Origin of the sequence: Leifsonia psychrotolerans, assembly GCF_013410665.1 — a bacterium.
GTDB lineage: Bacteria > Actinomycetota > Actinomycetes > Actinomycetales > Microbacteriaceae > Cryobacterium > Cryobacterium psychrotolerans_A.
Window position 1 is genome coordinate 2,750,645 of sequence record NZ_JACCFM010000001.1, and the last position, 25,044, is coordinate 2,775,688.

A 25,044-nucleotide genomic window follows, 5' to 3' on the forward strand; every position below is an offset into this window, starting at 1 on the left:
TTACCCGGCAGCGGCCAACTCGCGAGCCCGCGCGAGTGCGGCATCCGTGGCTGTGTCGAAGATGCCCTTCAGGTCGATCTTCTCGAACTCCTCGATCGCGCGCTCGGTGGTGCCGTTCGGGCTGGTCACCTGACGGCGTAACTCGGCCGGACCCTGATCGGATGCCTCCAGCAGAGTGCTCGCGCCCAGGAACGTGCCTTCGACCAGGGTCGCGGCCTCGGCGGCGGTGAAACCCTTGTCGATGGCAGTGCGCGTGAATTGTTCGATTAGGTAGAACACATAGGCCGGGCCGGAGCCGGAGATCGTGCTGAGAGCGTCAAGCTTGTTCTCGGGCACCACGAGTACCGTTCCGACCGTTTCGAAGAGCTCCACGGCCAGAGCGAGATCGGTGTCCGTCGAGCGGGTGCCGGCGCTCACTCCGGTGACGGCCTTGCCGACGACGGCCGGAGTGTTTGGCATCGAGCGGATCACCGACACCGACTCGGGCAGTAACGCTTCGAACGTGGCGATGGTGACGCCCGCCGCCACGCTCACGACGAGCGTTCCGGGTGCGAGGGCGTCGGCGATCTCGGTCAGCAGCGCCGGAACCATGGCCGGCTTCACTGCGACGACCACTATGCGGGCACCGGCCACGGCCAGCCGGTTCGCCTCGGGTTCGATCTCGGTCGCCCAGGCGGTGACCCGATCAGAGTCGTCAAAATCGCCGGCCTTCTCGGCGCTGCGATTGGTGACCCGGATGCCACCCTCCACGCTCACGCCCGGTGCCAGCAGCCCGGCCAGAATCGCTCGCGCCATCGAACCGGCCCCCAGAAAGGCGATTGTGGGCAGTGTCACGGGGGCAGAAGTCATGCTCCCAGTGTACTTTCAGCACCGCAACACACCAGGGGCAACCTGGTGCGATGGCCAGGCACGCCCCACAGGCAGGCATTGTGCACCGGGCGCACAATCTAGGATTGCAGCATGAGCGCATCGGGTGGGAACAAAGCAATTCTGGCGGCATTCGCGGCCAATCTCGGCATCGCCCTGACAAAGTTCGTGGCCTGGGCCCTATCGGGATCGTCCTCGATGCTGGCCGAGGCCGTTCACTCGACTGCCGACTCCGGCAATCAGCTGCTGCTGTTGCTCGGCGGAAGGAAGGCCAAGAAGCGTGCCGATCTCGAGCATCCGTTCGGCTACGGCCGTGAACGCTACGTCTACGCGTTCGTCGTCTCGATCATTCTCTTCTCGATCGGCGGGGTGTTTTCGCTCTACGAAGGCTTCGCGAAGCTGCAGCACCCGCACGAGCTTACGAACGCCTGGTTGCCGCTTCTCGTCTTGGTCATTGCGATCGGGCTCGAGTCATTCTCGCTGCGCACCGCGATCAAGGAGTCGAACCCCTTGCGCAACGGCCAGACCTGGGTGCAGTTCGTGCGCCGCGCAAAGGCCCCCGAGCTCCCTGTCGTGCTGCTTGAAGACGTCGCGGCGCTCATCGGCCTCGTCTTCGCGCTGCTCGGCGTCAGCCTCACGGTCATCACCGGCAACCCGCTGTGGGATGCCCTCGGCACCATTGCCATCGGAGCGCTTCTCGTTCTGGTCGCCGTCATTCTCGGCATCGAGACGAAGAGCCTGCTCGTCGGTGAAGGGGCCAGCACAGCGGACCTCGATGCCATCGAAGCTGCGATCCTCGCCGGCCCTGAGACCAAGCGGATCATTCATCTGAAGACTCTCTACCTCGGCCCCGACGAGCTCATGGTCGCCGCGAAACTCGCCTTCGACGGCAGCAGCCGCTTCGCGGACGTGGCCCTGAGCATCAACCAGGTCGAAGCGCGGATTCGCTCGGCCGTGCCGTTGGCGCGTGTGATCTACATCGAACCCGACATCTACGTGGACCCGGCGGCCGCGGCCCCGCCCACCGACGCGATCGTGATCAAGGGCCTCGAATGACCCGCACCGCGGTGGTTCTGCGGCATGAGCCGCAGGTGCACCTCGGTAACCTCGAGCCGGTACTGCGCGACTACGGATTCGACGTGGACTACGTCGAGAGCCCGGCGGCCGATCTGGACGCCCTCAATGCCACCGCAGCCGACCTGCTGGTCGTGCTCGGCGGCGATATGGGCGTCTACGAAACCGAGAAGCATCCGTCGCTTGTGCATGAGGTCACGCTGCTGCAGCGCCGCCTCGCCGCAGAGCGGCCCGTCGTGGGCATCTGCCTGGGCGCGCAACTTCTGGCCAGCGCGCTTGGCGCAGCCGTCTTTCGAGGGCCCACCATCGAGGTCGGCTTTCGTGCTGTCACGCCGACGGCGGCCGGCGCCGACGGACCGCTGCGCCATATTGTGGGCGTGCCTGTGATGCAGTGGCACGGCGACACCTTCGAGTTGCCGGCCGGCGTAACCCGATTGGCCAGTTCGCCGGCGTACGCGAATGAAGCGTTCGGGATCGATAACTGGGCCCTGGCCGTGCAGTTCCATCCCGAGCTGACTGCGACAATGCACGAGGAGTGGCTGAACCTGGCGCTGGCCGAGGGCGACGCTCTCGAACCCGCCGTGTTGCGTGCCGAGCGGGAGAGATTCTCGGCGGCGATGCAGATCGCCTCACGCGCTCTCTTCAGCGAATGGCTCGACGGGCTGGGTTTTCAAAGAAAACCCTGAGCAGTGCCCCGCAGATCTCTTCCTCGACCCCCGCGAAGACCTCGACCCGATGGTTCAATCGGCGATCGCGCAAGACGTCATAGACCGAACCGGATGCCCCTGCCTTCTCGTCCCACGCCCCGAACACGACCGTCGGCAGCCGAGCGGCAAGTATCGCCCCCGCGCACATGACGCAGGGTTCCAGGGTGACGACGAGGGTGCATCCGGTCAAATGCCAGTCGCCCGTGGCCGCTGCGGCCTCACGAATCGCGACGATCTCGGCGTGAGCGGTGGGGTCCTGGTGTAATTCGCGCTCATTACGGCCGCGGCCGATCACCTGTCCGTCCGTGTCGAGGATGACGGCGCCGACCGGCACATCGTCGCTGCGCAGTGCGGCCTCGGCCTCGACAAGGGCCAGTCGCATCCAGTCGCCATGGCGACTCCCCTGCGGTTTTTCCAACGCGCTCACCTGATGCCCTCTCAACTCGTAGTATTGACCCTATGCGAGTCCACGTTGCCGACCACCCGCTCATCACTCACAAGCTCACGGTGCTCCGCGACAAGAACACCTCCTCCCCCATGTTCCGCGCCCTCGTCGAAGAGCTGATGACGCTTCTCGCCTATGAGGGAACGCGCGGCGTGCGGGTTGAAGACGTCACGGTGCAGACCCCTGTCGCCCTCGCGAAGGGTGTGAAGATCAGCGATCCTAAGCCGCTCATTGTGCCGATTCTGCGGGCGGGTCTCGGCATGCTCGAGGGCATGGTCAAGTTGCTGCCGTCGGCCGAGGTCGGTTTTCTCGGCATGGCTCGCAACGAAGAGACGCTCGAGCCCACCACCTACGCCGAGCGCCTGCCCGACGACCTGTCCGACCGTCAGTGCTTCGTGCTTGACCCCATGCTGGCTACCGGTGGTTCGCTGATTGCCGCCATTGAGTTCCTGTTCGACCGCGGTGCGGTTGACGTGACAGCCATCTGCATTCTGGCCGCCCCGGAGGGCCTCGCCGCCGTCGAGAAGGCCCTGGCCGGCCGCGATGTGAACATCGTGCTGGGTGCCGTCGACGAGAAGCTCAACGAACTCGGCTACATCGTTCCCGGGCTGGGTGACGCGGGCGACCGCCTCTACGGCCTGGTCTAACTCCACACTGTTTCTGCGAAAGCCGGCCGCTGACCTTCTGGTCAGGGCCGGCTTTCGCGCTTTCACATTCGCCCCTTCTGTCGCTGCCCCTTCTCTCGCTGCCCCTTCTCTGTCCCGCGATTCGGAGAATGGCGCGACACGCCGCGTCCCCGTCGAACGACACGCGGCGCTTCGGCTGGTTATCCGAATCGCGGGACAGCGGGCTCCCCTGAAAACGGATGCCGCCAGCCGCGGCACGCAGGAACTTCGAGGGATGCCACCCACTTCCCTCCAAACTTCACGAAACTTTGATAGACCCCCTTTCTCTCACGGATTATTTGACAGAAGCGCGATTCACGACGGATGCTCCGATCGCGCAGGCTCTACGCGCACCTGATTCGCGTCACAGCGCGTCACGCGACACACCCGAATTGACACATCTCGTCACACTCCGCTTTACTCGCAGTTATGACGACGAACGCACACCCCCTGACCTCCGTCGAGGCTTCTGGGACTGCCGGCATGATGATGCCCGGCACGGGCGCTGTCGCGTGTTGTCGAATGTGCATCTGACGCACTGATCGCCGCATTCACTGTCGCTTTCCAAGCCTGCTGAATTCCCCGGCGGATTCATATCGCCGTACCGGGCCCCAACGGGCCACATTTTGTCGAACCCTTCAGACGCCTCCTGAGCGTCGGGTTCACCGCATCATCACGCCAGAAGGATCACTCATGTCACTTGCACTCATCGACACCGCCCGCTCCGCACACGCCCACCGCCCCGAGCTCAGCCTTGCGCCGGCACCGAAGCCAGCCCCGGCCCCGCGCATCCGTGCAGTGCCCGAGGGCACCGAGGCCCGCGGCTTCGTGTTCTACGTCGGCATCGACGAGGCGAAGGCCGCCGCGGCCGGAACGAGCCTGCACCGCATCGTTGAGGCAATCAAGCTGCTCACGGCCGACCTCGCGCCATCGTCCGAAACCTATGCCGCCGTGGCACTGGCTCCGGCCGGCGCCGGCGGGCGCGACGTCGACGTCGTTCGACTCGCTCTCCAGGACCCGTCGGCGCTGGCCAAGCACCGCTCCGAGACCGACGACCCCGATCGCGCGCCGGGCGGCGTGGTAATCGACATTTCTCGCAAGCGCGTGATTCTCGACAGCGAGGCCGCCGCGCTCACGTACAAGGAGTTCGAGTTGCTGCAGTACCTGGTGCTGCGGGAGGGGCGCACGATCGAACGTGCCGAGCTCATCTCGTCGCTCTGGGACGCCAGCAGCGAAGAAGAAGCGCCGAACGAGCGCACGATCGATGTGCACGTGCGCCGTCTGCGCTCGAAGCTGGGTCGCTATGAGGACATCGTGCGCACCGTGCGGGGCGTCGGCTACCGCTTCGACCGCCACGCCGACGTGTCGATTCGCCAGGCGTCAACTCCGAGCCCGGACTTCTTTTAGCACGACGGCCACACGCCGCCACCCTCGCCGATTTCGCCCAATCCGGTCGAATTCGCCCGGCACGCGAGGGGAAGTCGACCGGAAGAGGCGAAGTCGGCGGACAGCGGAAGGCTGGCGGCGGGCGCACTCTCTAATGAATGACTGGCGCCTTAACGTGATTGAGGGCCGGTCGTAGAGGCTAACGACCGACCCTCTTCCCTTGCACCAAGAGTGTCCTGCAATCACATTTCGCGTCTTCCGCCACAGCAAACGGTTGACGCACTACGAATATATAACGAACCGATAACGGAGCGCTAGTTACCTGATCGTTATTTTTCTATGAGTTTTCTGAGAGTGCTCCGAAACCCGGCTGGAACCTCGTTCGACTCGTCGCCCCACTTCTTCTAGTCTGGGTTCATGAAGGATCGATCGTGACCGACCGAGCCGTTGCCGTGGCCGCCTGGGAATCCCTGTTTCGCGCGCAGGTCGCGGTGATGCGCAGTCTGGCCGCCGATTTTCCCTCACACGAGATCTCACTGAACGAGTACGACGTGCTCTTCACCGTCTCGCGGGCACCCGACCGCCGCATCCGGCTGCGTGATCTCAACCGTCACGTCTTGCTGACCCAACCGAGCGTGAGCCGTCTGATCGACCGCCTCGTCACGCGCGGCCTCCTCACCAAGCTCACCGACCCCGACGACGGCCGTGGAGCGATCGTTGAACTGACGGATGCCGGCTTCGTGCTGTTCCGCCGCATGGCCGTCTCACACATGAGGTCGATCACCAAGCGGGTCGGTGAGACCCTCAGCGAAGACGAGCTCACGCAACTCACGGTGCTCTGCGACCGGCTGCGCAACGACGAGAGCTGAGTCGTCCGCCGAGCGGTGTGGTCGCGTTGGGACCGCGAGCTACGCCGGTGTGGCGGCCGCGATGAGCCCGGCGAAGAGCGCCTTGTCAGCGTCGGTTTCCGGATGCCACTGCACGGCTAATTCGAACCGCTCGCCGGTCGACTCCATCGCTTCGATGACCCCGTCGGCACTCTGTGCCGTCACAACGAATCCCGGATGGGCCGCGACAGCCTGGTGGTGATGACACGGCACGGCGAGGTGCGACGCGACCAGTGCAGAGATCCGAAGCCCGGGTTCCACCGTGACCTCCGACGAGCTGTAGGCGTTGTCGCCCCCCGAATGACGGTCGTGACCGACGACATCCGGCAGATGTTGCACTAGCGTGCCCCCAGCGCGAACAGCCATCAGCTGCATGCCCCGACAGATGCCGAGCACCGGCTTCTGCTGCTCATCGGCCGCATCGAGCAACCACATTTCGCTGGCGTCACGGTCGTCGTACCAGGTCGTCACGGTCGGGTCGGCTTGCTGCGCGTAGAGGCCCGGGTTCAGATCTGCACCCCCGGCCACGATGAGGCCATCGAGGCGCGCCATCACTGCGCGCGCCTCGGCGAGGGACCCGGTGGGCGGAATCAGCACCGGAACGCCACCGGCGTCGCGCACCGAATCGGCGTACGACGACGGAAGCAGATCGGCCGACACCCGCGTCCACGTTCCCCAATCGGCGGGCTGCCGATAAGTGCTGATTCCGATCACGGGCCGGTTAGTCAAAGTCGGCATCCAACGGCGTCACGTACGCGTTCGACAGGCCACCGTCGACCAAGAAGTCGGTGGCTGTGATGAAGCTTGACTCGTCACTGGCCAGGAACGAGACGGCATTGGCGATCTCTTCGGGCTCGGCGAAGCGGCCCATCGGTACGTGAATCAGGCGCCGCGCGGCACGCTCGGGGTCCGTGGCGAAGAGCTCTTGCAGCAGTGGAGTGTTGACCGGCCCGGGGCAGAGCGAGTTCACCCGGATGCCCTTTTGCGCAAACTGCACGCCAAGCTCGCGGGTCATCGCCAGTACGCCGCCCTTGGAAGCGGTGTACGAGATCTGCGAGGTCGCCGCGCCCATAATCGCCACGAACGAGGCGGTGTTGATGATCGAGCCCTTGCCCTGCTCGAGCATGTACGGCAGCGCAGCCTTGCAGCACAGGTAGACACTGGTCAGGTTGACTTCCTGCACCCTCCGCCAGGCATCGATGCCCGTCTTCAGAATGGAGTCATCATCGGGCGGCGAGATCCCCGCATTGTTGAAGGCGACGTCGACGCTGCCGAATGTGGCCTTGGCATGGGCGAAAAGCGCCTCGACCTCGGCCTCGTCCGTCACATTCGTCTTGATGAAGGAGCCGCCCAGTTCGGCGGCGATCCGGGGGCCGTTGACCTCATCGAGGTCGCCGATGACGACCTTGGCGCCTTCTGCAGCGAATTTTCGGGCCGTGGCCAATCCGATTCCGGAGCAGCCTCCGGTGATGACGCCGACTTTGCCTTCGAGTTTTCCGCTCATGACGTGGTTGTCCGTTCTGTTGTTCTATTCACTGTGGTGGGCTAAAAATGCGCGAGGGCGACGGATGCCGCGGTGGGGGTTGCCTCGATCAGGGCTCGGTCGAGATGAACACGTTCTTCACCTCGGAGAAGGAGTCGGGGGCGTCGGGTCCGAGCTCGCGGCCGAGGCCCGACTGCTTGAAGCCGCCGAACGGGGTCCAGTAGCGCACCGAGGAATGCGAGTTGATCGACAGGTTGCCGCTTTCGACCCCCCGGGCGACGCGCAGCGCGCGGCCGACGTCGCTCGTGAAGATCGAGCCGGACAGGCCATATTCGGTGTCGTTGGCCTTCGCGATGGCATCCGCCTCGTCACGAAACGGCATGACGGCCACGACCGGGCCGAACAGTTCCTGACGCCAGACCGGATCGTCGGCGCTCGTGGGTAACACGACCGTTGGCGGCAGCCAGAACCCGGCGCTGCCCGTCACCGTCGCCCCCGTGTAGGCCACGTCGGCGGCGGCGATGGAGGCGGCGACGGCGTCGCGCTGTTTGGCCGAGACCATGGGGCCCATCTGGGCGTTCTCGGATCGGGGATCGGCGACGACGAAGGAGGTGACCGCCGGCTCAAACAGTTCGAGAAAACGCTCGTACACGTTTTCCTGCACCAGGATGCGGGACCGTGCGCAGCAGTCCTGGCCGGCGTTGTCGAAGGCTCCCCCGGGTGCGCTGGCGGCCGCCTTCTCGAGATCGGCGTCGTCGAAGATGATGTTGGCGCTCTTGCCGCCCAATTCGAGCGTGAGCCGTTTGACCTGATCCGCGCAGCCCCGCATGATTCCCTTGCCGACCGAGGTCGAACCGGTGAAGGCCACCTTGCGCACGAGCGGATGCGTGACAAACCGATCGCCGACGACGGATCCCTTGCCCGGAATCACCGTGAACACATGCTCGGGCAGTCCGGCTTCGAGGGCGAGTTCGGCCAGGCGCAGCGCGGTCAACGGGGTGATTTCGGCCGGCTTCAAGACCACGGTGTTGCCCGCGGCCAGCGCCGGGGCGAATCCCCAGCCCGCGATGGGCATCGGAAAGTTCCACGGCACGATGATGCCGACGACGCCGAGCGGTTCGTGGAAGGTAATGTCCACTCCCCCGGCGACCGGAATCTGGCGACCGAAGTGGCGTTCAGGCGCGGCCGAGTAATAGTTGAGCACATCGCGCACGTTGCCGGCTTCCCAGCGGGCGTTCCCGATGGTGTGGCCGGAGTTGGCAACTTCGAGCCAGGCGAGTTCATCGAGGTGGGCATCGACGGTGGCGGCAAAGGCACGCAGCAGACGGGCCCGTTCGCCGGGGGCGACGGCTTTCCAGCCGGCGAACGCACGGTGTGCGCGCTCGATGGCGGCATCCGTTTCGTGTAGATCGGCCTGATCGACTCGGGTCAGCAGTTCCGCGGTGGCCGGGTTGATCACGTCGAAGCTACCGCCGGCCGAAAAGACGGAGGAGGGGAAGTTCATTGGTGTTAGAGCCTTTCGAACCCGCGGCGGAGTTCCCAGTCGGTGATGGCAGAGTCGAACGCCGCAATTTCGACGTCGGCGTAGTTCACATAGTGCTTCACAACATCTTCGCCGAAGATCTCCCTGGCGATCGCCGAGTTCGCGAACAGCTCTCGGGCCTCGTGCAACGTCGTCGGCACAGTTGGCGCACCGGATGCGTAGGCGCTGCCCGTGGTGGCCGGCTCAAGTTCGAGCTCATGTTCGATGCCGTACAGCCCACCGGCCAGCATGGCGGTCAGGGCCAGGTAGGGGTTCACGTCCCCGCCGGGAAGCCGGTTCTCCATGCGGGCGCTCTGGCCGTGCCCGACCAGACGCACGGAACAGGTGCGGTTGTCGAGCCCCCAGGCGACGGCGGTCGGCGCAAACGAACCATTCACGAACCGCTTGTACGAATTGATGTTGGGCGCATAGAAGAGGGTGAACTCGCGCATGGTGTGCAAAACTCCCGCGATGAAGTGGTTATAGAGTGCGGTGCGCTCGCCCTTCTCGGCGTCCCAGAAGACCAGTTCGCCGTTCGGCCCACGCAGTGACATGTGGATGTGGCAGGAGCTGCCGTCGCGCGCGTTCGGCTTGGCCATGAACGTCATCGACTTGCCCTGCAGCGCGGCGATGTCTTTGGCCATGGTCTTGTAGACAGTGTGGTTGTCGGCGGTGGTGATCACCTGGTCATATTTGAACGCGATCTCGTGCTGCCCAAAATTGCATTCGCCCTTCGCCGACTCCACGGTCATGCCGGCCTGGTACATCATGTTGCGGATGGTGCGCAGCACCGGTTCGACGCGCAACGAGCCGAGCACCGAGTAATCGACGTTGTACTGGTTGGCCGGAACGAGGTCGACGTAGCGTTTGTTCCACGCCTCTTCGAATGTGTCCTCGTAGATCATGAACTCGAGCTCGGTGCCCGAGAAAGCCGTCCAGCCGTGCGCGGCAGCCTTATCGACCTGCTGACGCAGCATTGTGCGCGGCGACATCGGCACCGGGCCGCCGTCGATCAGAGTGAGGTCGCATTGGATCATCGCGGTTCCCGGGCGATGCGGCAGCCGGCGGATGGTGTCGAGGTCCATCACGAACTGCATGTCGCCATAGCCCTTTTCCCAGGAGGTGCTGTCGTATCCGTCGACCGTGTTCATCTCAACGTCGACCGCAAGCAGATAGTTGCAGCCTTCAGTGCCGTGGTCGAGCGTCGACTCCAGAAAGAAGGCGGCATGGAGCAACTTGCCCTGCAGACGACCCTGCATATCGGTGAACGCGAGCACGACGGTGTCGATATCACCGCTGTCGATTTCTGCCTTCAACGTGTCGACCGTCAGCATGCGGTCGTTTCGGGGGTGCGAGTTCTGCGTCATTGCTTTCCAACCGCTCATTTCAGTAGTCCCTTCAGAAGTGCGGCCGTGCCGTCACAATGCTCTTCCATGACGAAACGAGCGGTGTCGGCTTCCCCGTCGAGGATGGCGCGCACAATCTTCCGGTGTTGTTGATTCGAATTCGTGATATTCATCTGCAGAAAAGGAATTTCCGCAAGAAACTGGTGGACCTTGTTTTGGATCAGGCTGCTGCTTTTCGTCAGTTCGCCCGAGCCGCACAGCGCGGCGATCGTGAGGTGCAGGCGGGCGTCGGCCTGTCGGTAGTCGGCCGGCGCCGTCGCCTTCTCAGTGTCGGCGAGGCTGTCGGTGAGACGCGAACGCGCGGCGTCCGTCAGGGCACTGGATGCCGCGCTGTAGCAGGCGCCCGGCTCGATCACCCGACGGAAGATCAGTACGTCCGCGATCTCCTCCTGCCGGTCGGCGTTGCGAGCCTGGTCAGGCAGTCGGGCGTTTTCGACCAGCCCCACGACCGTGCCGCCTCCGCGGCCTCGTGTCGTTGACACGAGGCCGGCGGAGCGCAGGGCGCTGATGGCCTCCCGCAGCGTCGCCCGCGACACCTCGAGCTTCTCGGCGAGGATCCGCTCGGGTGGCAACTTCGAACCGGGTTCGAAGATGCCGAGCTGAATCGCCGAACCGAGCTGTTCGACACAGGACTCGAAAGCCATATGTCCGCGAACAGGACGGAGGATTGCATCGATGAGTGGCGAGGCGACGACTGCGGGGAGGGACATGGCAGTGACTAGTCGAGCAGCTTGCTCGCGTCGATGGTGAGGTGTTCGGCCTCTTCCTGGGTCATGAAGTGCTTCTTGCCCGACGTGAACCAGAGGATCGTCGCGAAGATCGCCACAACCGCCACCGCGATCGGCGCGTAGTTGAACGAGTCGATTGTGATCGGCAGAACCGGCGGAAGGACGAACAGAATGCAGATGAAGACCACCCAGACCACGGCGACCCAGCCGATGACCGGGCTCCACTTGCCGAGGCTGAACGGGCCGGGGGTGAAGTCCTTGCTCAACCGGCGCAGGAAGACCGGTGCCACATAGGCGATGTAGAGCCCGATGACGGCGACGCTGGTCACGGCCAAGTACGCGGTGGTGTTGAACATGGCCGGGGAGGCCAGCACGATTGCCGCGCCGACACACAGCCAGATGGAGTTCGTCGGGGTACCGGTGCGCTTGTTCACCTTGGCCCACAGTCGCGAACCGGGGATGGCGTTGTCTCGCGAGAACGCGTAGCTCATGCGGGAGTTCGCGGTGACGGAGGCCATGCCGCAGAAGAACTGGGCGCCACAGACGATAAAGAGCAAGAACTTCGCCACGTCGGGGTTGTTCAGTGCGTCGAGGAAGATCTGAGCGGGCGGCAGCCCGGTCTCGGTGGCCAGCAGCTTGTTCAAGCCCTCAGGCGACCCGTCCTGAATGGCGGCGGTGATCGAGAACAACAGAATCCAGCCACCGATGATCGAGATCAACACGCTCATCACAATGCCGCGCGGGGCCGCAATGGCGGCGTTCTTGGTCTCTTCGGCCACGTGGGCTGACGCGTCGTACCCCGTGTAGGTGTACTGAGCCATGAGGAGACCCATCAGGAACACGTAGGGGCCGAAGGTGAATCCGGTCTCGTTGTGCCAGGTGGTCATGGTCCAGGTGAAGGACTGGTGACTGGTCGGCAGGATCCAGAGCACGGCGACGATGATTGCGACGCCGACAATGTGCCACCAGGCCGAGACGTTGGACAGCAGGCTGACCAGGTTGACGCCGAAGGCGTTCAGCAGACCGTGAAGAACGATGATCACAATGAACAGACCGAAGGTGTTCATCGGGTTGGGTTCCACCCCGAAGGTCAGCGAGGCGAAGGCCATCATCGTCGTGGCGGCACCGAAGTCGATGGCCGCCGTGACGGCAACTTCGCCGAGGAAGTTGAACCAGCCCACGAACCAGGCCCATTCGCGCTTATTCTTCTTGGCCAGGCGGCCGGCCCAGAAGTAGAGACCGCCAGCCGTGGGGTAGCGAGAACACACTTCGGCCATCGCCAGGGCCACGCAGAGCACGAAGATTCCCACAATGGGCCAACCGAGGCTGATCGCCGAAGGCCCGCCCGAGCGCAGCGCGATCGAGTAGGAGGTGATGCAGCCGGCGAGGATCGAGATGATTGAGAAGGAAACCGCGAAGTTCGAGAAGCCCGACATTCCGCGGTGGAGTTCTTGCTTGTAGCCGAGTTTGGCGAGCTCAGCTGCATCCGCATCTGCGATTGATTGTGCGGCCGATTGTGTACCCGACGTCGTTGTCGTTTTGTCAGTCATGAAGTTTTCACTGCCTATCTGATGGATGATCTGATGGGAGAGGGCTCAGGTGACGATAGTGTCTGAATTCTGGCCTGCGGCATCCAAAAATGTCAATGGCCTGATGTCAGACATTTAGAGAATGAGTGAGGACGATCACATGTGGGGCTACCTGTTCCTCGCTCTGGCCATCGTCGCTGAGGTGATCGCGACGACCTTCCTGAAGTTCACGGCGGGTGAGAATGCCAAATGGTGGGCCTACGCGATCGTTGTCGTCGGCTACGTTGCGTCGTTCACAGCACTCAGCCAGTCACTCTCGCGCGGCGTTCCACTCGGTATCGCCTACGCGATCTGGTCCGCCGTCGGCGTCGTCGCGATCGTGATCGTCAGCTGGCTGCTCTTCAAGGAGTCGCTCAGCTGGGTGCAGATCGTGGGCCTCGCGCTCGTAATCAGTGGTGTTGGTTTGCTCGAACTGGGCGGCAAACACTAGCGCTGACGCCGAAAACGGTCAGTCGTTTTCGTCCTTCGTCACCTGCACCGAGATCACCCCGCGAATCTCGGCGAGACCCTCAACGAGGTCTTCCAGCGGGCCCCGACCATGGCGAAATCTCATGTCGGCTTCAACTCGAGGCACCTTGCCATCGATGTTGATTCGACGGGTCTTGGTGAGGGACGCCTCGTAGCCGAGCTCGGTCGCCCGATGCAGGATGTCGCGCAGCACGCCCCGGTTCTCTTTGTACGACACAACGAAGACCTGATCCTTGTCGATCAGCGGAATTCGTCGTCCGAGAATGGGCAGGAATGCGACGGCGGCCAGGTGCAGGATCGTCGCGATCACCGCGATCACCGGCATCCCGGCCCCGCACGCCATCCCGATCGCCGCAGACATCCAGATCGTGGCAGCCGTGGTGAGGCCATTCACGGCATTTTGACGCACGAAGATCACGCCGGCGCCGAGAAAGCCGATACCCGACACGATCTGCGCCGCGATTCTTGACGGGTCGAGCACCACCTCGGGGCCGATCACGTTACTGAAGCCGTAGGCCGACACGAGGGTGAACACCGCAGCACCCAAACCGACCAGCGTGTGGGTACGCAGCCCGGCGCTCTTGAGCTTGCGTTGCCGCTCGACCCCGACGATTGCGCAGAGTACGAACGCCAGCAGAAGCAGAAAGATCTGGGTCAGTGTCGAATCCGAAACGAACTCAAGTTGCAGCATGGAACCCCTTGACTCTGCGTCGAGAACACTTGTTCTACAGCAGACTCGACCGAGTCGCTACCGACGCGACATCCCACCATAGAGCACGAATCAAGGGGTGACTAGACGCCCGATCGTTAACCGAATCGTAACCTCCATTCCACCTCGGTGCTGCGCTAGCATGACGAGCGGGAGGCCAGCGACCCGGCATCCAACTGCCCGCTTACAGCTCGGGCGGCCTGAAACTGGCCCACGGAGGAACATATGTTCAAGACTCGTACGGCGACCGCCGTCGTGGCATTCGCTGCAATTGCGGCCCTCACTCTGACCGGATGTTCGTCGGGGGGAACCAGCACGCCCTCGTCAAGCGGATCGGCTGTCGACGCGAAAACCGCGACAAGCGCCGCGGACTTCGGCGGCCTCGACCAGTTGGTGGCCGCAGCCAAGGCCGAAGGCACACTCAACGTCATCGCCCTGCCTGACGACTGGGCGAACTACGGCAAGATCATCGCCGCGTTCAAGACGAAGTATGGCCTCACCGTGAACTCCGCCAACCCCAATGGGTCGAGTGCCGACGAGATCAAGGCCGCCAAAGACAACAAGGGTCAAGACACCGCCCCCGACGTCTTCGACCTCGGCACGGCTGTAGCGCTGGCCAGCACCGCTCAGTTCGCGCCGTACAAGGTCGCGAACTGGGCCGACATCCCTGACGGCAACAAGGAGTCGACCGGCCTGTGGGTCAACGACTACACCGGCAGCATGTCGATCGGCTACAACTCGGCAAAGTACCCAAAGCCGACCAGCCTCGACGACCTGCTGAAGCCCGACTACAAGGGAGCTGTCGCCATCAACGGTGACCCCACCCAGGCCGGTGCGGCCTTCGCTGCGATCGGGCTCGCCACCGTGCAAAACGGCGGAACCCTCGACGACTTCCAGCCCGGCATTGATTTCTTCAGCAAGCTGAACGCGGCGGGCAACTTCCTCACGGTCGACCCCACCCCGGCGACCATCGCCTCGGGTGAGACCGGCGTTGTCTTCGACTGGAGCTACAACAACCTCGCTCAGTCGGCGGTTGTCCCGGGCTGGAAGGTGACCACCCTTCCGGGCACGGCCTACATCAGCTTCTACAACCAGGCCATCAACGTGGACGCACCGCACCCCGCTGCGGCCCGCCTGTGGCAGGAGTTCGTCTTCAGCCCCGAGGCTCAGAACCTGTTCCTCGCGGCCGGCGCCTACCCGGTGACGATCGATGCCATGGTTGAGAGCGGAACTGTTGACAAGACGGTGCTCGATTCGGTCGGTGAGCTGCCGAAGGACCGCGTCACTCCCACGGTGGAACAGACGGATGCCGCCAACACGCTGCTGTCGAAGAACTGGGCTGCGGCCATCGGCCAGTAGCATCAAGCTATGACTGTCGCTTCTGCGCCAGCCAATGTGAGTGGTGACGCCGAGGTCCCTCCTCGGCGTCACTCTCCCGTCGGCCCTGCGCCTCTCCGCCGCACAAAGCGTGGCTGGGCCTTTCTCGGCCTCACCCCGTTCGCGTTCTACGTTCTGGCCTTTCTGGCGCTGCCGACGATCATCGCGGTCTCAACGGGATTCTTCGACAACAACGGCGCATTCACGCTCAGCAATATTGCTGCCCTGTTTGATCCGGTCATCCTGAAGACATTCGTCTCCTCATTTTGGCTTTCGGCCTTGACCGCCACCGTCGGCGCGGTCATCGGAGCCATCGTCTGTTACGCGCTGATCGGCACCCGGCCCGAGGGGCGGCTGCGCCAGTTCATCGAGTCGGTCTCGAGTGTTCTCGCGCAGTTCGGCGGCATCATGCTCGCCTTCGCATTCATCGCCGCGATCGGAACTCAGGGCCTCATCACGCTCTGGCTGCAGACCGCCTTCAACCTCAACATTTATGCCAACGGTGTCTGGCTCTACACGGTTCCCGGCCTCATCCTGCCCTACATCTACTTTCAGGTGCCGCTGATGGTGATCGTTTTCCTGCCCGCACTCGAGGGGCTGAAACCACAGTGGGCCGAGGCCAACGCCACACTCGGAGGGAGTCGTTTCACCTACTGGACGCGCATCGCCGCGCCCGTACTGGCGCCCGCATTCTTCGGCAGCCTGCTGCTGCTCTTCGCCAACGCCTTCTCTGCCTATGCGACGGCTGCAGCACTGATCAGCCAGGGTTCGCAGATTGTGCCCCTGCAGATTCGGGCCGCCCTGGTGAGTGAGACGATTCTCGGCCGTGCGAACATGGCCGGTGCACTCGCTTTGGGCATGATCATTGTGATGATCGTCGTGATGACGGCTTATTCCTTCCTGCAGGCCCGTACGACGAGGTGGCAAAAATGAGCGCGCCCGGTAACCGCATCGGGGCCGCCCCGAGCGCCCTGACGCGGCGTCTGATCCTCGGCATCGTCGGAGCAGTCTTCGCCATCCCGATTGTGGCCATGATCGAGTTCACCCTGCGCCGGGGCCTCCAGGGTGGCTATACCTTTGACCACTGGATCGCGCTTTTCAACCCGGCGAACGCGTCGCAATACCAAATCCTCTACGTCGGCCTCGGCAACTCGTTGATGCTTGCCGTTGTGACGGTGGCAATCGTGTTGTTCGTGCTGCTGCCCACGATGATCCTGGTTCAGTTGAAGTTCCCCGCGCTTCGACGAGTACTGGAGTTCATCTGCATCATCCCGATCACCGTGCCGGCGATCGTGCTGGTGGTCGGCCTGGCCCCGGTCTACTCCGTTATCGCCTCAGTCTTCGGCAGTTCGATCTGGACTCTGGCCTTCGCCTACGGCATCACCGTGCTGCCCTTCGCCTATCGCACCATCCAGTCGAACATTGGCGCGGTCGATGTGAACACGCTGAGTGAGGCCGCCCGTTCGCTCGGCGCCAGTTGGGGCTCTGTGTTCTGGCGGGTGCTGGTTCCGAACCTCCGCCGCGGCATCCTGGCGGCCTCATTCATCTCGGTGGCCGTTGTGCTCGGCGAGTTCACGATTGCCTCGCTCCTCAGCCGAACAAACCTGCAGACAGCGATTCTGCTGCTCTCACAGACAGACCCGTACGTGGCGGTGGCCATCGCGCTGCTCGCACTCCTCTTCGCGTTTGTGCTTCTTCTCGTCATCGGCCGAATCGGAGCAACGCGCAAGTCCAGCTACAGAAAGAACGGTAAGAAATCGTGAGTTCCGCCTCGGGAGTGGCCGTCGATCTGACGAATATCACCAAGACCTACGCCGGCGTTTCCGCCCTCAACGACCTCAGCCTCTCGGTGCAACCGGGTGAGTTCGTGGCCCTCCTCGGCCCGAGCGGCTGTGGAAAGACCACTGCGTTGCGGGCGGTTGCCGGGCTCGAGAGCATCGATTCGGGCACCATCGCGATCAACGGCGAAGACGTCACCGATCAACCGACGAACAAGCGCGACATGGGCATGGTCTTTCAGTCCTACTCACTCTTTCCGCACCTGACGGCCATTCAGAACGTGGAATTCGGGCTGCGGATGCGCAAGGTGGGCGCGGCTGAACGCCTCAAACGGGCGGGTGACGCCCTGACCATGGTCGGGCTCGACAGCCACCTGGGCCGGTATGCACATGAGCTGAGCGGTGGCCAGCAGCAGCGCGTGGCCCTCGCCCGCGCGCTCGTTACCGAGCCGCGTGTGCTGCTTCTCGACGAGCCGCTCTCGGCGCTCGACGCGAAGGTGCGCGTGCAGCTGCGGGACGAGATTCGGCGCATCCAGACTGAGCTCGGCATCACCACACTGTTCGTGACCCACGACCAGGAGGAGGCGCTGGCCGTAGCCGACCGCGTCGCTGTCATGCAGGCCGGGAACATCGAGCAGATCGGAACCCCGGAAGAGCTCTATCGCAGCCCGGCTACGCCGTTCGTGGCCGAGTTCGTCGGGCTGAGCAACCGCCTTCCCGGGGTCGTGTCGGCCGGTGGGGTGTCGCTGCTCGGGCAGCGCCTTCCGTTGCTTCACCCCGCCACGGCCGAGGGCCCGGTGCGCGTTTGGTTGCGGCCTGAAGACATCGACCTGGCCAGCTCAGGCATCCCGGCTACCGTCATTTCGTCAAGCTTTCTCGGTTCGTTGCGGCGCACCCACGTGCGGTTGGCCGACGATACGTTGATCAGCGTGCAGCACGGCGCGCGTGAGAACCCGGCTCCCGGGGCGACGGTGTATCTGACGCTGAACGGCACGCCGGTCTCGGTCGGCCCCGCGTAGTTCGCTCGACGCAGCACGCCAGGCGCGCCGGTATCCGGATCCGCGCCTGGCGTGCTGATCTGGCCGGCCTGGCGCGCATGCTCGGCTATCTGCCGTTCATGACTGCCGTGATCGCCGCCTCCGTTCCGCTGGCGGCCGGGCTCTACCTGCTCGTGACAGTGAGTTGGAGCCTCGGCGAGCGTCTGATTCTGCGTCGACGCCGGGGTCCGACTGCGGGCGAAACGCCGGTGCCCGTGCAGGGCTGAGCTGCGCTACGGACGCAGCTGGGGGTGGCGCAGCTTCAACGAGAACCGCCGCCTCTGGCGACCGACCACGCCGCACCGGCGACTCTCGGTACAAACGACGACGTTCAGCGTCGGCGACTCGCGGTGCCTAGCCGGAGAGACCGCCGGGTCCGGTCGCCGCACCCTCGTCGACCGACCTGCCGCCGATCGCCGTGCCACTCCAGGAGAGCACCGTCCAGCCCGTCTCGGGCGATCCGTCCAGCGTCATCACACCCGTGTTGTGCATGACATGAGCGGATGCCGTCGCCGCGTCGACATTGCGTGAGCGGCTGGCCGTCCAGGCCCGAATCACCTGGCCGTGAGCGACGCAGGCAACGGTGCCGTGGCCGCTCCCCGCGGCCTCGGCGATGACGGCATCGAAGCGGGCGAACACCTCGGCGCCGCTCTCGCCGCCCGGCATCCGTCGTTCGATGTCGCCGGCGGCCCAGGCGAAAGACACCTCGTGATAGATCGTGATCGACGCCCGATCGGTGTGCAGCTCGAGGTCACCGGCACTGATCTCGCGTAGGCCGTCACGCACCTGAACGCTCAGACCGGTGGCGGCCGCGAGCGGCGCTGCCGTGAGTTGGGCGCGCGTCTGCACCGAGGCATAGAGCGCACCGATATTCTCGGCAGCGAGCGCCGCCGGAATCGCCGCGGCCTGCTCCAGCCCAAGCGTGGTCAGCCCCGGCCCGGGAACCAGAGTGTCGAGCTCGCCCCGCACGTTGGCCGGGGTCTGCCCGTGCCTGATCAACAACAACCGCATGTCGCACTCCTTCTCTTTGCTGACTCCACCGTGGCATGACGACCTGAGCAAACCCAACCCACAGGCGCTCCCTCCGCCGACCGAACGTGGGCGGCGGTTACGGAGTACGCGAGAGGATGCGCAGGAAGTCGGCCAGAAACGCTGAGTAGTCGACGTCGAGCACCACGTGCGTGTCTGGTGCCGGCCGGGCCGGCCAACAGACGGGCATACCGTCCGAGGTACGCATCAGGAACGCACGCGTCGCGAAGCCGTCGCGGGTCACGTTGACCGGCCCGTCCGCCGAACGGGTGATCCACTCGGGGTGCATCAGTAGGGCAGCGGCGAGTCCATCGTGTGCGGCAGAGATACGACGCCCCCAGGTGTACTGAGTGAAGTCCATGTAAGCGTCGAGCACATCGGCCGAGAACGTTCCCCAGGGCGTTCCGGACCGGCGCAACGCCAAGACCCCCTGCTCATCGACGATGGCTCGAGCCGTCACATCGACGCCGACCATCACCAGTGCGCGGCGCGGCGCAGCGAACATCCGCTCGGCCGCCACCCCATCACTGTGCACATTGGCATCGACCATGAGCATGGTGCCGGGCGCCGGGTACGCTCCGGATCCCCCCATGACAACGACCGAGCGGAACAGCGTCAGCAGATCGGGTTCGATCTCAAGCGCGAGCGCCACGTTGCTGAACGGGCCGAGTGGCAACAGGTCGTAATAGCCCGGTCGCGCGCGGGCCATCTGCACAATCAACTCTGCCGAGCTGAGCGGCGACATATTCTTCGGGCGGAGGGGCGTGGACCAGAGATCTCCCAACCCGTCTTCGCCATGCACGTGCGAGGCGAGCCGCGACGTTCCCACGATGGGTCCGGCGGCTCCTCGCGCGACGAGCGTATCCTCGAGCTCGGCAACGCTGAGCACGCGGGCGATGTTCGTCAACGCCGAGTCGACGGAGGTGTTGCCGAACACACTCGTGATGGCCGAGATCTCGGCGTGGGGGTGACCCGCCAGGTAGAGCAGGGCCAGTGCATCATCGATTCCGGTGTCGGTGTCGACGATGATGTGTCGGATGGCGTCGGGCGCGTCGAGGTTCATGGGATTACTTCCGGGTTCAGTGAGCGCTCCAGCAGGCGCTTGAGCGAGCACGAGGGCAGCTTGAGCGAGCACGAGGGCAGCGCAGGCCGCGTCAGCGTACGCGCAGGATCGAGAACTGAAAGCGTCCCTCATGAAAATAGGTACGCGAGAGCATGATCGGCCGCGCACTGGAGTCGTGGTGAATCTGATGCAGGTAGACGTAGACCATCTCGGGGTCCCGTTCGCCCCACCCGATCTCGGGCCCGCACGCGGCGTGCAGCTCGGTGACCGCGGTGTGCGGAATGGCACCGGCCTGCTCGAGGAGACCAAACAGTGAGTCGGGGACTGCGTCCGTCGTCAGGTCGGTCGGAAGCAACGCCCCCGGAATGACCTCATAGGAGTAGGCCACGATGATGTCGTCGGCAATGACGGTGCGCTCGGTGGCGAGCACGCGCGTGCCTTCCGGGATGCCGAGCGCCGCCGCTTCAGCGGCATCCGCCCCACGAAAACGCACCGCGTGGTAGCGCATCGTGGGTTCCATGCCGTGTGAGCGGATGGTGTCGCTCATTGATTGCAGTTCCTGCAACCCGGCGGTGATGGCGTGGCCGTACGGCGAGACGAAGGTGCCCGTGCCATGCCGGGTGATCGTCAACCCTTGGGCTTCCAGCTGCTGCAGCGCCGCGCGGACCGTGCTGCGGGAGACGCCGTACTCGGCCGTCAACGCCGCTTCGGTGGGAAGTTGGGAGCCCTCGGCCCATTCGCCGTTGCGCAGCCGCTCGCGCAGACCCTCGGCCAGCTGAACCCGCAGGTTCGTGGTGCGCAGGAGTCGTCCGGTCGAGTTCGGCGTCGCGCCGTCAGCGGATGCCGGTGCCGGGGTCCGGCCGATTTCGCTCTGAATGACCACATTCACCCCTTCTTGTGGATCGCCGACAGGCACGGCAGGTTCTGAAGGAAGCATAGAACACAATTGACTCTGGCCGCTTGTCAGATGTAGGTTGTCATATAACTCGAGGAGGATCCTGCCATGGTTCACGCAACGGATGCCCAACTCCCTGACCTCTCCGGAACAACAGTTATCGTGACGGGCGGCAGCGGCAGCATCGGTGGTGGAATCGCTCGGCGTTTCGCCGCCGCCGGCGCCTCGGTCGTCATCCACCACTTCTCCGGCGCAAAGGCCGCCGCCCGGGTGGTGGACGAAATCGTCGCCGCTGGAGGCTACGCGCTCAGCGCGCGTGCCGACATCCGTGACCTGGATCAGTGTCGTGCGGTGGTGCAGAAGGCCGTCGCCGCCTTTGGCCACCTCGACGCACTGGTCAACAACGCCGGCATTCAACCCGTGCAGCCGCTGGCGGGCATGACGGTGGCGGAGTGGGAAGCCGTTGTCACCGTTAACCTGTCGGGCACGTTCGCGATGAGCCAGGCCGCCGCCGAGGTCATGAGTGTGCAGGGCTCGGGCTCGATCACTCATATCGCGTCGGTCGAGGCCAGCCTGCCCGCGCCGAACCACGCGCACTACTCGGTGTCGAAGGCTGCCATCAAGATGCACGCGCGCGCCGCAGCGCTCGAATTCGGCCCCTCGGGCATTCGCGTCAACTCCGTCTCACCCGGCTTGATCGACGGCGGCGGCCTCGCCGATCAGTGGCCCGAAGGCTACGGCTCGTGGGTGCGCACCGCCCCACTTCGCCGCACCGGAACCCCCGAAGACATCGGCAACGCCTGCGTGTTTCTGGCTTCACCCCTCGCGGCCTGGATCAGTGGCCAGGATCTCGTTGTCGACGGAGGCATGTCAGCCGTGCCAGCCTGGTAGCAGTTTCCCTCTCGCCTGAACCACCGTTCGCATCCCGCGCACGCGTTTACCCACTCCGGAAGGACCCGTACTATGCCCGTTCGCCTCAGCCCCGAGGAAACCCTGCCGATTCTGCAGGTGAAGGTGTCCGATCTGGCGCCCCTGACGTTGGTGGCCGGTGACCCGGCCCGCGTCGAGCGCATCGCTGCGCTGTTGGAGAACCCGCGTCGCATCGGTGCGAACCGCGAATACGTGACTTACACCGGTACTTACCGCGGCACGCCCGTGAATGTGTGCTCGCACGGAGTCGGCTCGGCCGGCGCCGGAGTCGCGTTCGAAGAGCTCTGCCGCGCGGGCGTCACGCGGATCGTTCGAGTGGGCACCGCCGGCGGTCTGCAGCCTGACGTGCTCGACGGCTCCATCGTCGTGGCAACCGGCGCAGTGCGTGCCGATGGGCTCTCGCAGCGCATGGTTCCGCTCGGCTTTCCCGCCGTCGCCGACCTGGATGTCACCGTCGCACTGCGCGCTGCAGCCGCGAAGTCCGGCGTCGACGTGCACACCGGCATCGTGCTCACCGCCGACAACTTCTACCCCTCCCCCGTGCTCGAGAACGATCAGCGCATGTGGCAGACCGTCGGCGTCGTCGCCGTCGAAATGGAGGTCGCGACTCTTCTGACCGTTGCGGCCATCAACGGCGTCCAGGCCGGCGCCGTCGTCGCGATTGACGGCAACCCCCTAGCCAACGAGGACGAGTCGATGGCCGAATACCAGCCATTCCGCGACGTCGTCGACACCGCGGTGAACGCTGCGATTCTCGCGGGCCTCGAAGCTCTCATCTCCTAACAGCGCCCCGGCGCATCCGACTGAGGCCAGGGGAATTCCCCTGGCCTCGCCCGATCAGTATGAGGAATAACATGCAGAACCGCTGGAACAGTACGACCGCTCCCACGACCGATGCGCTCGACGAGATCGTTCACGTCTCACGCCTGCTCGGCTCCGATCCCGGCCTTGTACTGCACGGCGGTGGAAACACGTCGATCAAGTCCCAGGCAACCGACGTCACGGGCGAGACCGTCGACGTGCTCTATGTCAAGGGCAGCGGATGGGATCTCGTCTCGATCGAGCGCGCCGGCTTCGCGCCGCTGCGGCGGGCCCGTCTGGCCCAGCTGCTCGCCGTCGAGAAACTCACCGACACTCAGATGATGAACGAGTTGCGCCAGTCCAGCCTCGACTCGAGCGCGCCCGATCCGTCGGTCGAATCCCTGCTGCACGCCATGCTGCCGGCCCGCGTCGTGCTGCACTCGCACGCCGACGCCCTGGTCGCCGTAATGAACCAGCCCGACGGCCGTGAGTCGATCGAGCAGATCTATGGCGACCGCCTAATCGTCATCCCCTACGTCATGCCCGGTTTCGACCTGGCGCGCCTCGTCGCCGAACTCTGGCCGAAGCTCTCGACCCCCGAGACCGAGGGCATGGTTTTGATGAACCACGGCCTCTTCACGCTCGGTGAGACCGGCGAAGAGGCGTACTCGCGTCACATCGAATTCATTCAGATGGCCGAGGAGCGCGCCGGGTTCGTCGCCCACGAGGCGCCCGACGCCGCGACGCAGTACACGGATGCCGCCGGCGACCCCCTCGAGCGCGCACGTTTCCGGGCCGACGCCAGCCGTATTGCCGGCCGACCGCTGATCGTGCGTGAAAGCGGATCGGCCCGGGCACGCGAGTTCGCCGCGTCGCCCACCGTCTCCGTGCGCGCCACGCACGGTCCGGCGACACCCGACCACGTCATCCGCACCAAACGTCTGCCGTTGATCGGACGTGACCTGGCCGGTTACGCCAGCGCGTACACCTCCTACTTCGTGGAGTGCTCACCGCGACGCGACGCCGCCCTCACCCAGCTCGACGCGGTTCCTCGCGTGGTGCTCGACCCCGAGTGGGGCCTCGTCACCGTCGGCGGTTCCGCCGCCGAGACATCGATCGCGGAAGACATCTACCTGCACACCATGGACATCGTCGACGCAGCCGAGCGCCAGAGCGGCTACCAGGCGCTGCCATCCGGTGACATCTTCGACGTCGAGTACTGGGAGTTGGAGCAGGCCAAGCTGCGCCGCGGCGCATCGACCAAGCGCTTCCAGGGCGAGATCGCCCTCGTCACCGGTGCGGCGTCCGGAATCGGCCGCGCCTGTGCGCAGGTGCTGCTCGATCAGGGCGCTGCCGTCATCGGCCTCGACCTCAGCGAGGGTGTCACCGACACCTTCAGCGCACCGGGTTGGCTCGGGGTTCAGGCGGATGTCGCCGATCTGGAGCAGCTGCGCAGCGCCATCGAGCAGGGCGTGCGCCGGTTCGGCGGCATCGACATCGTCGTTCCCGCGGCCGGCATCTTCACGAAGAGTGCCCTGCTCGCCGACATGGATGACGCGGGCTGGCTGCGGAGCCTCAGCGTGAACACCACGGCGGTCGCACGCCTGTTCAGCCTCGTGCACCCGTACCTCAAGCTGGCCCCGAAGGGCGGCCGTGTGGTGCTGATCGCCACGAAGAACATCGCGGCCCCCGGCCCCGGTGCGTCGTCCTACTCGGCGAGCAAGGCGGCCGCGGCCCAGGTCGCACGCGTTGCCGCCCTCGAGTGGGCGCCGGACGGCATCCGTGTGAACCTCGTGCATCCGGATGCTGTCTTCGACACGGGCCTCTGGACCCCCGAGCTGCTCGCCGAGCGCGCCCGCAAGTACGGTGTGACCGAGGACGAGTACAAGCGCCGCAACCTGCTCAGCCTCGAGATCACGAGTCTCGACGTGGGACGTGCTGTCGCCGAACTGTGCTCGGACAACTTCCGGGCGACGACCGGCGCCAACCTGCCGGTGGACGGTGGTAACGAGCGCGTGATCTAGCGCGCCGCGCGCGAACTCGTCCCTTCCGCTGGTCGGGCCCGTCGAGACCCAGCGCACCGGCGGTCGAGCCCTCACCGGCGGTCGAGTCCACCCCGTTGGTCGAGCCCGCACCGTTGGTCGAGCCCACCCCGTTGGTCGAGCCCACCCCGTTGGTCGAGCCCGCACCGGCGGTCG

The 25,044-nt window shown here is 64.8% G+C and carries 26 protein-coding genes; 14 read left to right on the forward strand and 12 right to left on the reverse strand.

Annotation, left to right across the window (positions count from 1 at the left end):
• Entirely contained in the window at positions 1-849 is an 849-nt protein-coding gene (gene proC, locus HNR05_RS12585) for a pyrroline-5-carboxylate reductase (protein WP_179579439.1), read from the reverse strand.
• Positions 850-960: 111 nt separating this feature from the next.
• Here proC and HNR05_RS12590 point away from each other — a divergent pair, with 111 nt between their 5' ends.
• Together HNR05_RS12590 and HNR05_RS12595 are read left to right on the forward strand one after the other, a co-directional pair.
• Positions 961-1,923 carry a cation diffusion facilitator family transporter gene (locus HNR05_RS12590; RefSeq protein ID WP_179579441.1) on the forward strand — a complete coding sequence of 321 codons (963 nt, stop codon included), beginning with the start codon at positions 961-963 and terminating at the stop codon, positions 1,921-1,923.
• Positions 1,920-2,627, forward strand: a complete 708-nt coding sequence (locus HNR05_RS12595; RefSeq protein ID WP_179579443.1) for a glutamine amidotransferase-related protein — start codon at positions 1,920-1,922, stop codon at positions 2,625-2,627. The genes HNR05_RS12590 and HNR05_RS12595 overlap by 4 nt, the downstream gene beginning before the upstream one ends.
• On the opposite strand, the gene HNR05_RS12600 is transcribed toward HNR05_RS12595, so the two are convergent.
• On the reverse strand, positions 2,584-3,030 hold the full coding sequence (locus HNR05_RS12600; protein ID WP_179580947.1) for a nucleoside deaminase: 447 nt from the start codon (positions 3,028-3,030) through the stop codon (positions 2,584-2,586). The two genes, HNR05_RS12595 and HNR05_RS12600, sit on opposite strands and share 44 nt — an antisense overlap.
• 77 nt (positions 3,031-3,107) lie before the next feature.
• On the opposite strand from HNR05_RS12600, the gene upp reads away from it, so the two are divergent.
• The 3 genes from upp (at position 3,108) to HNR05_RS12615 (ending at position 6,013) form a co-directional block, all read left to right on the forward strand.
• The gene (gene upp, locus HNR05_RS12605; RefSeq protein WP_179579445.1) at positions 3,108-3,740 is read left to right on the forward strand and encodes a uracil phosphoribosyltransferase; all 633 of its coding nucleotides are present in this window, start codon (positions 3,108-3,110) and stop codon (positions 3,738-3,740) included.
• A 711-nt stretch (positions 3,741-4,451) separates the two neighbouring features.
• A complete protein-coding gene (locus HNR05_RS12610; protein WP_179579446.1) occupies positions 4,452-5,165 on the forward strand; it encodes a winged helix-turn-helix domain-containing protein in 714 nt (237 codons plus the stop codon).
• A 410-nt stretch (positions 5,166-5,575) separates the two neighbouring features.
• Positions 5,576-6,013, forward strand: a complete 438-nt coding sequence (locus HNR05_RS12615; protein ID WP_343062586.1) for a MarR family winged helix-turn-helix transcriptional regulator — start codon at positions 5,576-5,578, stop codon at positions 6,011-6,013.
• A gap of 39 nt (positions 6,014-6,052) precedes the next feature.
• Here HNR05_RS12615 and HNR05_RS12620 read toward each other — a convergent pair whose 3' ends face one another.
• The 6 genes from HNR05_RS12620 to HNR05_RS12645 form a co-directional block, all read right to left on the reverse strand.
• The gene (locus HNR05_RS12620) at positions 6,053-6,745 is read right to left on the reverse strand and encodes a gamma-glutamyl-gamma-aminobutyrate hydrolase family protein (protein WP_218868889.1); all 693 of its coding nucleotides are present in this window, start codon (positions 6,743-6,745) and stop codon (positions 6,053-6,055) included.
• Between the two features lie 7 nt (positions 6,746-6,752).
• A complete protein-coding gene (locus HNR05_RS12625) occupies positions 6,753-7,535 on the reverse strand; it encodes a 3-oxoacyl-ACP reductase (protein WP_179579450.1) in 783 nt (260 codons plus the stop codon).
• Between the two features lie 88 nt (positions 7,536-7,623).
• Positions 7,624-9,018 (reverse strand): aldehyde dehydrogenase family protein, encoded by a 1,395-nt coding sequence (locus tag HNR05_RS12630; protein WP_179579452.1) that lies wholly within the window; start codon positions 9,016-9,018, stop codon positions 7,624-7,626.
• 5 nt (positions 9,019-9,023) lie between these two features.
• The gene (locus HNR05_RS12635) at positions 9,024-10,421 is read right to left on the reverse strand and encodes a glutamine synthetase family protein (RefSeq protein ID WP_281369820.1); all 1,398 of its coding nucleotides are present in this window, start codon (positions 10,419-10,421) and stop codon (positions 9,024-9,026) included.
• Positions 10,418-11,152 carry a FadR/GntR family transcriptional regulator gene (locus HNR05_RS12640; RefSeq protein WP_179579454.1) on the reverse strand — a complete coding sequence of 245 codons (735 nt, stop codon included), beginning with the start codon at positions 11,150-11,152 and terminating at the stop codon, positions 10,418-10,420. The genes HNR05_RS12635 and HNR05_RS12640 overlap by 4 nt, the downstream gene beginning before the upstream one ends.
• 8 nt (positions 11,153-11,160) lie before the next feature.
• Complete coding sequence (locus HNR05_RS12645) at positions 11,161-12,720, reverse strand: amino acid permease (protein ID WP_179579456.1); 1,560 nt, start codon at positions 12,718-12,720, stop codon at positions 11,161-11,163.
• Between the two features lie 121 nt (positions 12,721-12,841).
• Here HNR05_RS12645 and HNR05_RS12650 point away from each other — a divergent pair, with 121 nt between their 5' ends.
• On the forward strand, positions 12,842-13,189 hold the full coding sequence (locus HNR05_RS12650; RefSeq protein WP_246318403.1) for a DMT family transporter: 348 nt from the start codon (positions 12,842-12,844) through the stop codon (positions 13,187-13,189).
• Between the two features lie 18 nt (positions 13,190-13,207).
• On the opposite strand, the gene HNR05_RS12655 is transcribed toward HNR05_RS12650, so the two are convergent.
• The gene (locus HNR05_RS12655) at positions 13,208-13,918 is read right to left on the reverse strand and encodes an MgtC/SapB family protein (RefSeq protein ID WP_179579458.1); all 711 of its coding nucleotides are present in this window, start codon (positions 13,916-13,918) and stop codon (positions 13,208-13,210) included.
• A gap of 243 nt (positions 13,919-14,161) precedes the next feature.
• Between HNR05_RS12655 and HNR05_RS12660 the strand changes: the two genes are divergently transcribed.
• The 5 genes from HNR05_RS12660 to HNR05_RS12680 all read left to right on the forward strand — a co-directional run bounded on the left by HNR05_RS12660 (position 14,162) and on the right by HNR05_RS12680 (position 18,355).
• Positions 14,162-15,295, forward strand: coding sequence for an ABC transporter substrate-binding protein (locus HNR05_RS12660; RefSeq protein ID WP_179579460.1), 1,134 nt, complete (start codon positions 14,162-14,164; stop codon positions 15,293-15,295).
• 9 nt (positions 15,296-15,304) lie between these two features.
• The gene (locus tag HNR05_RS12665; RefSeq protein WP_179579461.1) at positions 15,305-16,246 is read left to right on the forward strand and encodes an ABC transporter permease; all 942 of its coding nucleotides are present in this window, start codon (positions 15,305-15,307) and stop codon (positions 16,244-16,246) included.
• Complete coding sequence (locus HNR05_RS12670) at positions 16,243-17,076, forward strand: ABC transporter permease (protein ID WP_179579463.1); 834 nt, start codon at positions 16,243-16,245, stop codon at positions 17,074-17,076. The genes HNR05_RS12665 and HNR05_RS12670 overlap by 4 nt, the downstream gene beginning before the upstream one ends.
• The gene (locus tag HNR05_RS12675) at positions 17,070-18,110 is read left to right on the forward strand and encodes an ABC transporter ATP-binding protein (RefSeq protein ID WP_179580956.1); all 1,041 of its coding nucleotides are present in this window, start codon (positions 17,070-17,072) and stop codon (positions 18,108-18,110) included. Before HNR05_RS12670 ends, HNR05_RS12675 begins: the two co-directional genes overlap by 7 nt.
• A gap of 98 nt (positions 18,111-18,208) precedes the next feature.
• The gene (locus tag HNR05_RS12680; protein WP_179577142.1) at positions 18,209-18,355 is read left to right on the forward strand and encodes a hypothetical protein; all 147 of its coding nucleotides are present in this window, start codon (positions 18,209-18,211) and stop codon (positions 18,353-18,355) included.
• 127 nt (positions 18,356-18,482) lie between these two features.
• On the opposite strand, the gene HNR05_RS12685 is transcribed toward HNR05_RS12680, so the two are convergent.
• The 3 genes from HNR05_RS12685 to HNR05_RS12695 all read right to left on the reverse strand — a co-directional run bounded on the left by HNR05_RS12685 (position 18,483) and on the right by HNR05_RS12695 (position 21,157).
• Positions 18,483-19,139 (reverse strand): histidine phosphatase family protein, encoded by a 657-nt coding sequence (locus HNR05_RS12685; RefSeq protein ID WP_179579465.1) that lies wholly within the window; start codon positions 19,137-19,139, stop codon positions 18,483-18,485.
• Between the two features lie 97 nt (positions 19,140-19,236).
• Positions 19,237-20,220 carry a nucleoside hydrolase gene (locus HNR05_RS12690; RefSeq protein WP_179579466.1) on the reverse strand — a complete coding sequence of 328 codons (984 nt, stop codon included), beginning with the start codon at positions 20,218-20,220 and terminating at the stop codon, positions 19,237-19,239.
• Between the two features lie 91 nt (positions 20,221-20,311).
• Positions 20,312-21,157: a GntR family transcriptional regulator gene (locus tag HNR05_RS12695; RefSeq protein ID WP_179579468.1), complete on the reverse strand. Its 846-nt coding sequence runs from the start codon at positions 21,155-21,157 to the stop codon at positions 20,312-20,314.
• A 66-nt stretch (positions 21,158-21,223) separates the two neighbouring features.
• Here HNR05_RS12695 and HNR05_RS12700 point away from each other — a divergent pair, with 66 nt between their 5' ends.
• The 3 genes from HNR05_RS12700 (at position 21,224) to HNR05_RS12710 (ending at position 24,870) form a co-directional block, all read left to right on the forward strand.
• Complete coding sequence (locus tag HNR05_RS12700; protein WP_179579470.1) at positions 21,224-22,006, forward strand: SDR family NAD(P)-dependent oxidoreductase; 783 nt, start codon at positions 21,224-21,226, stop codon at positions 22,004-22,006.
• A gap of 72 nt (positions 22,007-22,078) precedes the next feature.
• Positions 22,079-22,828 (forward strand): nucleoside phosphorylase, encoded by a 750-nt coding sequence (locus tag HNR05_RS12705; protein WP_179579472.1) that lies wholly within the window; start codon positions 22,079-22,081, stop codon positions 22,826-22,828.
• 71 nt (positions 22,829-22,899) lie between these two features.
• On the forward strand, positions 22,900-24,870 hold the full coding sequence (locus HNR05_RS12710; RefSeq protein ID WP_179579474.1) for a bifunctional aldolase/short-chain dehydrogenase: 1,971 nt from the start codon (positions 22,900-22,902) through the stop codon (positions 24,868-24,870).
• The last annotated feature ends 174 nt before the right edge of the window (positions 24,871-25,044 follow it).